This is a genomic window from Streptomyces tamarix, from assembly GCF_032423885.1.
Taxonomy (GTDB): Bacteria; Actinomycetota; Actinomycetes; order Streptomycetales; family Streptomycetaceae; genus Streptomyces; species Streptomyces tamarix.
In genome coordinates this window covers 66,214-78,430 of sequence record NZ_JAWCTQ010000024.1, presented here as the reverse complement: position 1 = coordinate 78,430, position 12,217 = coordinate 66,214, and the positions used below count along the sequence as shown (strand labels likewise).

At 71.7% G+C, this 12,217-nt stretch carries 9 protein-coding genes; 4 read left to right on the top strand and 5 right to left on the bottom strand.

Annotated elements, in window-relative coordinates:
• Positions 1–7: 7 nt before the first annotated feature.
• Entirely contained in the window at positions 8–1,654 is a 1,647-nt protein-coding gene (locus tag RND61_RS19515; protein WP_315879290.1) for a hypothetical protein, read from the bottom strand.
• Positions 1,655–2,067: 413 nt separating this feature from the next.
• On the opposite strand from RND61_RS19515, the gene RND61_RS19510 reads away from it, so the two are divergent.
• Complete coding sequence (locus RND61_RS19510; protein WP_315879289.1) at positions 2,068–2,547, top strand: GNAT family N-acetyltransferase; 480 nt, start codon at positions 2,068–2,070, stop codon at positions 2,545–2,547.
• A gap of 42 nt (positions 2,548–2,589) precedes the next feature.
• Entirely contained in the window at positions 2,590–3,180 is a 591-nt protein-coding gene (locus RND61_RS19505) for a GNAT family N-acetyltransferase (protein WP_315879288.1), read from the top strand.
• Between the two features lie 32 nt (positions 3,181–3,212).
• Here RND61_RS19505 and RND61_RS19500 read toward each other — a convergent pair whose 3' ends face one another.
• From RND61_RS19500 to RND61_RS19485, 4 genes are all read right to left on the bottom strand, one after another.
• The gene (locus RND61_RS19500) at positions 3,213–4,979 is read right to left on the bottom strand and encodes an ABC transporter ATP-binding protein (protein WP_315879287.1); all 1,767 of its coding nucleotides are present in this window, start codon (positions 4,977–4,979) and stop codon (positions 3,213–3,215) included.
• A gap of 211 nt (positions 4,980–5,190) precedes the next feature.
• Positions 5,191–6,054, bottom strand: coding sequence for a carbohydrate ABC transporter permease (locus RND61_RS19495; RefSeq protein WP_315879286.1), 864 nt, complete (start codon positions 6,052–6,054; stop codon positions 5,191–5,193).
• Positions 6,051–7,052, bottom strand: coding sequence for a carbohydrate ABC transporter permease (locus RND61_RS19490; protein ID WP_315879285.1), 1,002 nt, complete (start codon positions 7,050–7,052; stop codon positions 6,051–6,053). The genes RND61_RS19495 and RND61_RS19490 overlap by 4 nt, the downstream gene beginning before the upstream one ends.
• 77 nt (positions 7,053–7,129) lie before the next feature.
• Positions 7,130–8,449 carry an ABC transporter substrate-binding protein gene (locus tag RND61_RS19485; protein WP_315879284.1) on the bottom strand — a complete coding sequence of 440 codons (1,320 nt, stop codon included), beginning with the start codon at positions 8,447–8,449 and terminating at the stop codon, positions 7,130–7,132.
• A gap of 273 nt (positions 8,450–8,722) precedes the next feature.
• Between RND61_RS19485 and RND61_RS19480 the strand changes: the two genes are divergently transcribed.
• On the top strand, positions 8,723–11,155 hold the full coding sequence (locus RND61_RS19480) for a glycoside hydrolase family 2 protein (protein ID WP_315879283.1): 2,433 nt from the start codon (positions 8,723–8,725) through the stop codon (positions 11,153–11,155).
• A complete protein-coding gene (locus tag RND61_RS19475) occupies positions 11,152–12,198 on the top strand; it encodes a LacI family DNA-binding transcriptional regulator (protein ID WP_315879282.1) in 1,047 nt (348 codons plus the stop codon). The genes RND61_RS19480 and RND61_RS19475 overlap by 4 nt, the downstream gene beginning before the upstream one ends.
• The last annotated feature ends 19 nt before the right edge of the window (positions 12,199–12,217 follow it).

Genomic DNA, 12,217 nt, shown 5'->3' with positions numbered 1-12,217 from the left:
GGGAGCCTCAGGTCAGGGTGTTGCGCAGGTGGGGGCCGAGGTACCCGACGTACACGCGGCCGGTCCGGGGCCCGTCGTCGTAGAAGTGCAGCCGGGGCGCGATGGTGTTCCCGGAGCCGATCTTCAGGTGTGCCTGCATGAAGACCACGCCGTCCGCGTGGACCTTCCTCGGGACCGGCAGCATGCGTTCCCGGCGCAGCTTGTCCGTGCGGGCGACGGTGTCGGACTCGCGCATCGCCACCTTCGCCGCCGGGAAGGGGAAGTCGCGTGACTCCTCCCCCTTGCACCAGCTCAGGAAGTCACCGCCCGCCGAACCCCCGGCCGACGCCCTGGCGTAGTGGTTCAGGGCGAGCAGGGCGTCCCAGGCCACCCGCAGCCAGTTGTCCACGGACTGGCTGTCGAGGTCGCGGGTGGGCTTGGCCTTGCCGGTGAAGGCGAGGTGGGTCAGTTCGCCGAACCGCTCCAGCAGGTCGGCGAACGTCTCCGGATAGGTGATGTCGGGCGCGTCGGGTACCGCGTACGAGGCCCCGTACCGGCCGACTTCCGCCAACCTCTCCTGGAGGAAGCGGACCTGCCGCTGCGCGTGCTGGAACTGGTCGTACAACTCCTCGTTCTCGCCGCGCAGTTCGTGGGTGGTGCGTTCCGCCTTGTCGAGGTCGGCGTTGAGGTCGCTGATCTTCTTCGCCTGCGCGGCCTCGGTCTGCTCGGCCTCGTTGAGCATCGCGTGGAGCGTCGTGTTCTCGCCGGTCAGCCGCTGGACGTCCGTACCGTGCTCCCGGGCGCGCGGTCTGGTCCGCAGGATCGGCAGGGAATCCAGGGCGCCGGGCAGGGGCTGCCGCAGGGCCAGGCGCTGGGGGAGCGAGGCGAGGACGGACGCCGCCCGGTGCACGTTGGCCTCGATCGTCCTGCGGGACATCACCGGGTGGCGCTGGGCGTCGGGCTTCCAGGCGGGGTCGAGGCCGGGGAGGTACGTGCGGATGCCGCCGCCGAAGACCGGGTGGAACTCCAGGGCCCGGTTGAAGTCGGGCTGGGCCTCGGGGGACAGCACGTACAGTACGGCCAGGCCCGGGAGGTACTTGTACGCCCTCTCCACGGTCAACTCCGCCCAGTCGTCCACGTCCACGCCGTAGGGGACGCTCGCGACGACGACGGGCAGACGGCGTTCGCCGTCGCAGAGCTCCTCGAGGACCTCCGCGACGTCCTCCGGCTCGATGAAGACCGGTGTGGCCTTCACCTCGGCGAGACCGTCCCGGGCGCCGAGCGAGTCCAGGAGCAGACGGGCGACGCCGGGCGTGTTCGCGCGCTTGGGCACCTGGTCCGGGGAGGCGGGGCGGTGCTCGATGTCCACCTGGAGCCAGGTGCGGCGCCGGTCGTCCTTCGGGTCCGCCCGGACGACCAGGGTGGACTGCCAGGTACCGTCCTCCGGTGAGGGCGTCTCGCGCATCCGCCAGCGGGTGTGCGCGCCGTGCCGGCCGGACGACGAGTCGCAGTCCAGGATCACGTGGGGGGCGATGTCGTTCCGGCCCTCGTCGAGCGCCGACGTGTCGTACCCCTTGCCCTCCAGCCAGGCGTAGAGCTGGCGTTCGGCGTAGGCGGAAGCCGTGACGAAGTCCTGCTGGGTCGATATGACCATGCGGTAGCCGCGGGGTTCCATGGGCGATCCTTTCGAAGCGGCCGGTCGGCGCTGACCGGCCACTCGGCGTGGCTGAACTGTGGGATCAACGGATCGGTCCCCCGCCTGTGTCGGGGCGCGGCCCGAGGGGGGTGCGGGTGGACGTGTAGTTTTTGGCATCGGCCAGGAGGTTGTCCAGGGTGGCGCCGCTCGCGGTCGCGCGGTCGTGCGCGGCGGGCGTCGGCTCCTCGGCACGGCGCCGAGTGCCGTACCGGACCCCGTCCCCGCACGGGGCGGGGGCCCGGCGGGCCGGTGCCGCCGCGCGACCCGGGACGGCGGTGTCCGGAAGCGGCCCCACGGGGCGTCCGCCGCCCGCGCCGGTGCGCGACCGGTCGGTGCGGGCCCCCGGGCCGGCGGTTTTCGGTCCAGTACGCCCACGACGGAGAAGAGTCCCCATGCCGCTCCACCCCGGCAGCGCCGCGACCCCGCGCGTCCGCGAGGCCACGCCCGCCGACGGCGAGGCGATCACCGCCGTCTTCCTCGCCTCGCGGGCGGCGGCCATGCCGTACCTGCCGAGGCTCCACAGCGACGAGGAGACGCGCGCCTGGATCGACGCCGTGGTCCTGCCCGGCAGCGCCGTCTGGGTGGCCGAGTCGGGCGACCCGGCGGAGGTCGTCGGCTTCGCCGCCCTCGACGGGACCGTCCTCGACCACCTGTACCTGCGGCCCGACGTGCGGCGCCGGGGCATCGGGTCGGCCCTCCTGGAGGCCGTCAGGGAAGCCTCCCCCGAGCGGCTGTCGCTCCACGTCTTCCAGCGCAACGCGGACGCCCGCGCGTTCTACGAGCGCCACGGCTTCACCGCAGGCGCGTTCGACGACGGCAGCCGCAACGAGGAGAACGAGCCCGACGTGACCTACCACTGGACCGCCGGCTGAAAGACGGCGGCCGGGAGGCGGGGCCGTCGTAGCGTCGACCGCATGGACTCCGCGGACCCCTACACCTTCCGTACCGCCCGCCCCGGGGACGCCGCCGCCGTCGAGGCGGTCGACGGGTCCTTCGCCACCGCCACCGTGTTCGAGGTCGCCGTGCGCGAGGACGGGTTCTTCGTGCGGGAGGTGGCCGTGGACCCGCCCCTGACCAAGGTCTTCCCCGACGCCGGGACGGAGGGGGCCGACGGTGGCGGCGGCGACGGCGGTGGTGACGGCGGCGACGGCGGTGGCGGGCGGCGGGTCTTCGTCGCCGTCGCCGGGGACGGCGGGATCGCCGGGTTCGCCGCCGTCTCCCACTCCGCGTGGAACCGGCGGCTCGTCGTCGAGGACATCGAGGTCGCCCCCGCGCACCGGGGACGCGGGGTGGGGCGCGGGCTGATGGGGTGCGCCGTGGAGTTCGCGCGGGAGTGCGGGGCCGGGCACCTGTGGCTGGAGGTCAGCAACGTCAACGCCCCGGCCGTCCACGCCTACCGGCGGATGGGGTTCTCCCTCTGCGGGCTCGACACCGCCCTGTACGACGGGACCGCCTCCGAGGGCGAGCAGGCGCTCTACATGAGCATGCCGCTTCCCCGGCCCTGAGCCGGGCGGGTTCCCGTACCGCCCGGGCGCGATCAGGCCAGTTGCGTCGCCTGGAGCCGGGCGTAGGCCCCGCCGCGCGCGAGCAGCTCCGCGTGGGTGCCGGTCTCCTGGACGCGGCCCCGGTCCATCACGACGATGCGGTCGGCGTTCCTGACGGTCGAGAGCCTGTGCGCCACGACGAAGACCGTCCGGCCCGCGACCAGGCGGGCCAGGGCCTCCTGGACGAGCGCCTCGGAGCGGGAGTCCAGGGCGGAGGTCGCCTCGTCGAGGACGAGGACGCGGGGGTCCCGTACGAGGGCCCGCGCGATGGCCAGCCGCTGGCGCTGGCCGCCCGACAGCCGGGTGCCGCGCTCGCCGACGACCGTGTCGAGCCCCTCGGGGAGCCCGTCGACGAACTCGGCGGCGTTCGCGTCCGCCAGCGCGCGGCGGACGGTCTCCTCGTCGACGTCCGGCAGGCCGTAGGTGACGTTGTCGCGGACGCTCCCTTCGAAGAGGACGGACTCCTGGGGGACGACCGAGACGAACCTGCGGTAGTCGCGCAGGTCCAGCTCGCTCATGTCGCGGCCGTCGAGGAGGAGGCGCCCGCCCGTCGGACGGTGGAACCCGAGGACGAGGTTGAGCAGCGTGGACTTCCCCGCACCGGAGCCGCCGACGATCGCGACGGTCCGGCCGACGGGGACGTCGAGCCGGATGCCGCTCAGCGCCGGCCGGCTCTCGCCGTCGTAGGTCAGGCTGACGTCCTCGAAGCGGAAGGCGCCCTCCACGGCGGTCACCCGGACCTTGCCGTCGTTGTGTTCGAGGTCGGGGTCCTGGAGGACCTCCCCGACGGACCGCACCGACTCGACGGCCTTGCCGACGACGGGCGCCAGCGTCAGCAGCGCCGTCACCGAACCGGTGAGGGTCGAGAAGTAGGCGCTCAGCATGACGATCTCGCCCGGGGTGACGTCCAGCCAGCCGTGGTAGGCGACGAGCGCGGTGCCCACCAGGCAGCCCGTGCCGAGGGCGTTGAAGACCACCCAGGACAGGGACCCGAAGCGCGCGTTGAGCAGGTCGAGACGGGAACCCTCGTGGAGCACGGTGTCCAGGTCCCGGCCGACGCGCCCCAGGGCGGTGCGTTCGAGGCCGTGGGCGCGGGTGATCGGGATGAGCGTGGTCATGTCGCTGACGCTGGACGACATGCGTTCGACCGAGCGGCGGTACGAGGCGTTGCGCTCACCGAGCCGGGCGCGCAGCATCCCGACGAGGAGGACCGAGACCGGCACCAGGACGAGGAAGACCGGCAGGAAGGCGGGGGTGATCACGGTGATCACGCCGAGTCCGCCCGCCAGCGTCGCGACGGCGGTGAGCCCGTTGTCGGCGGTCTGCTGGAGTCCGGTCTCCAGGGTCTCGACGTCCCTGACGACCTTGGTGTGGAGCACCGAGGAGTTGGTGCGGCTGTGGTAGCCGATGGAGAGCTGCTGCATGCGGTGCACGAGCGCCGACCGCAGATCGCGCCCGACACGGCGGATCGAACCGTGCATCCAGTGCACGTACAGCAGGTGCAGCGGCGGGTTCAGGGCCAGGACCGCGAACATCACCGCGCAGTTCCACCACAGCTCGGCCAGCGGCCGGTGCTCGACGACGACGTCGATGACGTTCGCCGTCACGGGCGGGAGCAGCCACACGGGAGCGTGCTTGCCGAAGAAGACGGCCACCGCGCCGGCGAGCCGCGCACGGGCGGGGCCGAAGAGGTAGAGCAGGGTGCGCAGCGGATGCTCTCCCCGGTAGCGGTGGTCCAGCGGGGTCTCCGGCGTGTGCATGGGGCTGATTCCTTCTCTCGGGGTCCGGAACCCCGCGCCCGCGACGACGGCGCGGTGCCGGGGCCGGGGCGGTACGCGCGTCCGGCACGCGCGGAGCCCCCCGCGCCTGGTGGCGCGGGAGGCGGGTGGCGGGAGGCGGTGGACCGGCGGGCGGGGGACCGGCGCGAGGGCCGGTCGGCGCGTCCTCCTCCGTCCACCGCGTCCTCCTCGTCTACTTCGTGGCCCCCTGCGCGAAGCCGTTGTAGATCCACCGCTGGAGCAGCAGGAAGACGACGAGCGTCGGCACGATGACGAGGATCGCCCCCGCCGAGATGGCCTCCCAGTGGGCGCCGAAGGGACCCTTGAAGCGGAACAGGGCGGTGGAGATGGTGCCGAGGTCCTCGGAGTGCATGTAGAGGAAGGGGATGTAGAAGTCGTTGTAGGTCGTGATCCCCTTGATGATGACGACGGTGGCGATCGCCGGCTTCAGCAGCGGGAAGATGATCTTCCGGTAGATCGTGAAGGCGTTCGCGCCGTCCAGCCGGGCCGCCTCGTCCAGCGAGGTCGGGATGCCACGGATGAACTGCAGGAAGATGTAGATCGACACGATGTCCGTGCCCATGTAGAGCAGGATCGGCGCCCAGCGCGTGTCCACGAGGCCGAAGCTGTTGATCACCTGGAAGGTCGCGACCTGCGTGGTGACACCCGGTACCAGGGTGGCCACGAGGAACAGCGCCATGACGGTCTTCTTCGCCCGGAAGTCGAAGCGGTCGATCGCGTAGGCGGTCATCGAGCCGATGAGGACGGTCCCGCCGATGGAGAAGAACAGGATGAAGGCCGTGTTGCCGAAGGCGGACAGCATGTTGCCGTCGGTGAAGGCCGTGACGTAGTTGTCGAAGTTCAGCCAGTTCCCCGGCAGGGAGAGCGCGCCCCCCTCCGTGGCCTCCTCCGACGTCTTGAGGGACATCAGGAACACGACGACCAGCGGCAGCAGGACCACCACCGAGGCGGCGACCAGCGACAGGTAGGTCAGCGCGGTCCCGATGGGCGGACGGCGGCGCCGGGCGGGCGGTGCGGCGGTGAGGTCGGAGGTCATACGAGATCCACCTTGTCGTCGGGCACGAGCCGGCGCTGGATCCACGTGATCAGGAGGATGATCGCGAGCAGTACCACGGCGGCGGCGGAGGCCAGGCCGGTCTTGTTGAACTGGAAGGCGAGCTTGACCGTCTGGATGACGAAGGTCGAGGTGCCGGTCGCGCCGCCGGTCATGATGTAGGGGATCTCGAACACGGACAGGGAGCCCGAGATCGCCAGGATGACGCTGAGGCTGAGGACGGGCTTGATGCTCGGGGCGATGATGTGGCGGAACTGCTGCCACCTGCTCGCGCCGTCCAACTGGGCGGCCTCGTAGAGCTCGCCGGGGATGGACTGGATGGCACCGAGGAAGAGGACGAAGTTCAGCCCGGTGTAGCGCCAGATCGACACCCCCGCGAGGGAGGTGTTGGCGGAGGTGGGGTCGCCGAGCCACGAGTGGTCCGTGGTCACGCCCAGCCAGGACAGCACGGAGTCCAGGGTGCCGCCGTCCTGGAAGAAGTAGAGGAAGACGAAGCCGATCGCGACGCCGTTGATCAGGTAGGGGAAGAAGAGGATCCCCTTGAAGAAGTTGCGGAACCGCAGGTTGAAGCTGAGGACGGTGGCGAAGTAGAGCGCGACGGCGATCTGGAAGAAGGACGCCGCGAGGTAGTAGCCGCTGACGAAGAAGACGCGGAAGAGCTCGGGGCGGGTGAAGATCTGTACGTAGTTGTCGAAGCCCGTGAAGTTCCGGTCCGGGCTGACCCCGTCCCAGTCGGTGAAGCCGTAGTAGACCATGTTCGCCACGGGGACGTAGGTGAACGTGATCAGCAGCGCGAGCGGCAGCACCAGGAAGAGCCACGGCGTGACCCGCCGCAGCGGGCTGTCGCGCCAGGAGCGCTGCCGGGGGGCCTCGGGCGCGCCGCCGCGGCGGGCCCGCCGGCCCGCCGTACGGGTCTTCTCCGGAGCGGACCGCCCGGTCGTGGCGGCGCGCCCGGGGGCGGTGTCGGTTGTTTCGGTCATGTCGGCCTTTCGTGTCCGCGTCTGCGGGCGGAAGGGCCCCGGCCGGTGTCGTGCGGCCGGGGCCCGGTCCGCCGGTGTCAGGAGCCGGCGGTCTTCGCGGCCTCGTTCCACCGCTTGTCGAGGTCGGCGAAGAACTCCTGGAGGTTGCCCTTCTGCGCGCCGCGGGCGATGTCGACCAGCTTCTGCCGGTAGTCGGGCTTGGCCAGCCCGATCTCGGCGGCGTTGTCGATGGCGTTCACCTTCCCGGTCTCCGCCTCCGAGCGCTCCACCACCTTGACATCGTTGTCACCAAAGTCCTTGAGGGTGTCCGGCATGGCGGCGGCCTTCACCGCGGAGATGGCGCCCTCCTTCGCCGAGTAGCCCGACTTCTCGGTGAACCAGTCGATCCAGGCGCGCGCCGCGGACTTGTGCTCCGAGTGGGCGTTGACGGCCTGCTGGTAGTCCGAGGCGGCCGTCGCGCAGAACACGCCGTCCTTCTGGACGGGGAACGGCATGAAGCCGATCTCGGCGGGGTCGGCGCCGGCCTTCTTCGCCGCGTCCTGCATCTGCGTGATCGCCCAGGAGCCCAGGTGCATGGTGGCGATCTTCCCCTTGGCGATCATGCCCTTGGAGGCTTCCCAGTTGGTCGTGTTGGGGTCCTTCTCCGACAGGCCGCCCTTCACGATGTCGTGCAGCAGCGAGTCGATGACGTGCAGCTCGCTGCCCTCCTTCCAGGGGGAGACCGGGCCGGCCAGCTTGTCGTTGGCCTTGGCGTCGCAGGTGACCGAGCCGATGTTGTTGCTCCAGGCCGTCATCGGCCAGTTGTCCTTGAAGTTCGTGTAGTACGGGACGGAGTCCGTCTTCGCCTTGATCGCCTGGAGGTCGGCGAGGAACTCCTGCGGGGTGGTCGGCCAGTCGGTGATGCCGGCCTTCTTCCAGACGGCCTTGTTGTAGACGAAGCCGTTGGCGGTGCCGAACTGGGCGATGCCGTAGACCTTGCCGCCGACCTCGGTCTTGTCGCTGAAGCGGTACTTCGAGCCGAGCTCCTCACGGGTGCCCAGGGGGGCGAAGAACTTCGGGTAGTCGTTCTTGGCGACGGCGGCCGGGATCATGAGGACGTCACCGTAGTCCTCGGTGTTCATCCGGATCTTGACCTCGCCCTCGTAGTCGGTGAGCGCCTCGAAGGACACCTTCACCTTGGGGTAGGTCTTGTTGAACTCGGCGGCGTACTTGTCCATCGTCCCGTTCTGGACGAGGTCCGTACGGTGCGTGAGGACCTTGATCTCGCCGGAGACGTCACCCGGGGAGGACGGCGCGGCAGCCGTCTCCCCGGAGGGGGCGCCCCCGCCACTGCACCCCGCGACGGTCAGCATCGCGGTGGCGAGAAGCGCCCCCGTGAGCGTCTTCTTCTTCCCCATGTGCCCAGCTCCTTCAGGATTGCGGCTCAACTCTGCCGGTGGGATGTCGGCACTATGTCAGTCGGATGTGAACCGGTAAAGCTCCGGTTTCCAGCGTGATGCCTAATCGTTACTCTCGACCCGGTGTCCGAGCAGGTCTCGGCCGTGCAGCGGCCGGGCCCCGCCCTGGTTGTCGGGAGCTAGACCGGTTTATGGACAGAGGGTGATCGGCAGGTTAGGTTGTCCGCCGTCGTACATCCGACCCGGCCTGAGTCAGGCGATTGGAGCCGCACCATGAAGGACATCACGCAGCTCACCGAGGGCTGGAGCCTGCGCCACGGCGACGCGCTCCTCGACGCCCGCGTACCCGGTTGCGTCCACACCGACCTGCTGGCCGCCGGGGTCATCCCCGACCCGTTCATCGGCCTCAACGAGAAGGAGGTCGCCTGGGTCGGCCGGCAGGAGTGGACCTACACCACGCGGCTCGCCCACGACAGCGCCCACGAGCGCACCGACCTGGTCTTCGACGGCCTCGACACCGCCGCGCACATCACCCTCGACGGCGAACCGGTCGGCACCACCCGCAACATGCACCGCCGCTACCGCTTCGACGTCACCGGACGCACCGGCGAGCTCCAGGTCCGCTTCGCCTCCGCCTACGACGAGGCGGCCGCCGTCCGCGCCGTGACGGGGGAGCGGCCCAACGTCTACCCCGAGCCGTCGCAGTACATCCGCAAGATGGCCTGCAGCTTCGGCTGGGACTGGGGGCCGACCGTGGTCACCGCCGGCATCTGGCGCCCCGTCCGGCTGGAGCACTGGTCGACCGCCCGCATCGCCGACGTCCGCCCCCTCGTCACGGTCGACGGCGGCACCGGCCGCGTCGAGGTCCGGCTGGACCTGGAGCGCACCGCGCGGGGCGAGGGCCGCCCGCTGACCGTCCGCGCCCGCGTCACCGGCACCGGCGCGGAGACGGAGACGGAGACGGAGGCGGCGGAGGCGGAGGCCGTCGCCACCGGCGACGGCGCCGTCCTGCGGCTGGAGGTGCCCGACGCGCGCCTGTGGTGGCCCCGCGGCTACGGCGAGCAGCCCCTGTACGACCTGGAGGTCACCCTCGCCGACGACGACGGCCCGCTCGACGCGTGGCAGCGCCGGATCGGCTTCCGCACCGTCGAGCTGGACCGCTCCGCCGACGAGCACGGCACCGGTTTCACCTTCGTCGTCAACGGCGTCCGCGTCTTCGCCCGCGGCGTCAACTGGATCCCCGACGACGTCCTGCCCTCCCGCATCACCCCCGAGCGGTACCGCACCCGCCTCACCCAGGCCGCCGAGGCCAACATCGACCTCGTACGGGTGTGGGGCGGCGGCATCTACGAGGACGACGCCTTCTACGACGCCTGCGACGAGCTGGGCCTGATGGTCTGGCAGGACTTCCTCTTCGCCTGCTCCGCCTACCCCGAGGAGCAGCCGCTGCGCGGCGAGGTCGACGCCGAGGCGCGGGACAACGTCGTCCGGCTCATGCCGCACCCCAGCCTGGTCCTGTGGAACGGCAACAACGAGAACCTGTGGGGCTTCCGCGACTGGGAGTGGGAGCCCGCCCTGGCCGGCGACTCCTGGGGCGAGGGCTACTACCTGGGCCTGCTGCCCCGGATCGTCGCCGAACTGGACCCCACCCGCCCCTACGCCGCCGGCAGCCCCTGGTCCGGCTCCTGGGACCACCACCCCAACGACCCGGCCCACGGCACCCACCACTCGTGGGAGGTGTGGAACCGCCAGGACTACGCCGAGTACCGGGCGAGCGTGCCCCGGTTCGTCGCCGAGTTCGGCTGGCAGGCGCCGCCCGCCCTGGCCACCCTGCGGCGCGCCCTGCCCGGCGAGCGGCTCGCGCCCGACTCGCCCGGCATGCTGCACCACCAGAAGGCCGAGGACGGCAACGGCAAGCTGAACCGGGGCGTCGCCCGCCACTTCCCGCTCCCCGAGGACGACTTCGACCGCTGGCACTACCTCACCCAGATCGTCCAGGCCCGCGCCGTCGCCGCCGGCATCGAGCACTGGCGGGCCCACTGGCCCGTCTGCGCCGGCACCGTCGTCTGGCAGCTCAACGACTGCTGGCCCGTCAGCTCCTGGGCCGCGATCGACGGGGACGGCCACCTGAAGCCGCTCTACCACGAGCTGCGCCGCGTCTACGCCGACCGGCTCCTCACCCTGCTGCCCGACGCCGAGGGGCCGACCCTCGCCGTGGTCAACCAGTCCGCCGAGCCCTGGCGCGCCGCGGTGACGCTGCGCCGCCTGGCGGCGGACGGCACCGCCCTCCACCGCACCACCGTCGACGTGGCCGTGGAACCGCGCTCCGTCGTCCGCCTGCCCGTGCCCGCCGATGCCGCGCCCGCCGCGGGGTCCGCGAAGGAGTTCCTCGTCGCCGACGCCGACGGGCTGCGCGCCGTGCACTTCCCGGTCCCCGACAAGGACTTCGCCTACCTGCGGCCCCGGTTCGACGTCGCGGTGGAGCCGGTGCCGGGCCAGGAGGATAGAGTCGACGTCGTGGTGAGCGCGCACACTCTTGTCCGAGACCTCCTGCTCCAGGCCGACCGGCTCGGCACGACGGCGACCGCCGACCGCGGCCCGCAGACCCTGCTGCCCGGCGAGCAGACCCGCATCCGGGTCTCCGGCTGCGGCGCCCCGGAGGTCACGGACGTCCGCTCCGCCCTGTTCTGCGTGGACGTGATGTGAGCGGCCCGCCGGAGCGCGTCACCATCAAGGACGTCGCGGCCAGGGCCGGGGTGTCCAAGGGCGCCGTGTCGCTCGCGTTCAACCACAAGCCGGGCGTGTCCGACGCCACCCGCGAGCGGATCTTCGCGGTCGCCCGCGAGCTGGGCTGGGCACCGAGCGCGACCGCGCGCAGCCTCTCCAGCCAGCGGGTCGACATCGTCGGGCTGGCGCTGTGCAGGCCGGCCCGGCTGCTGGGCATAGAGCCGTTCTACATGGACTTCATCTCCGGCATCGAGAGCGTCCTCGCGGACCGCTCCTGTTCCCTGCTGCTGCGGCTGGTCCGCGACGTCGACGAGGAGATCGCGCTCTACCGGAACTGGTGGCGCGGTCGCATGATCGCCGGGGCCGTCCTCGTCGACTTCCGGCAGAACGACCCCCGCGTCCCGTCGCTCCAGGCCATCGGGCTGCCCGCCGTCGCCGTCGGCCACCCGTCCCTGACGGGCTCCTTCCCCGCCGTGTGGACGGACGACGCCACGGCGGTCGGCGAGGCCGTCCGCTACCTGGCGGCCCTCGGGCACCGCCGGATCGCCCGCGTCGGCGGTCCGGCGGAGCTCGGCCACAGCGCGATCCGCGCGGAGGCGTTCCGGTCCACGGTGCGCGGGCTGGGACTGGAGGAGGGCCGGCAGATCGCGACGGGCTTCGACGAGAAGGAGGGCGCCCGGGCCACCCGGTCCCTGCTGCTCGCCGCGGACCGGCCCACGGCGATCGTGTACGACAACGACATCATGGCCGTCGCGGGCGCGGGCGTCGCCGCGGAGATGGGGCTGGTCGTACCGGACGACCTGTCGCTGCTGGCGTGGGACGACTCGCAGCTCTGCCGGATCACGCATCCGACGCTGTCCGCGATGAGCCACGACGTGCACCGCTTCGGCGCGGAGGTGGCGCGCGTCCTGTTCGAGGTGATCGAGGGCACGCACACCGGCCCGCACCAGGTGCCGACGCCGACGCTGACTCCGCGCGGCTCCACCGCGCCGGCGCCCGCGTCGCACGGCCGGCCGGCCTGACACGGCGGAGGGCCGCGCC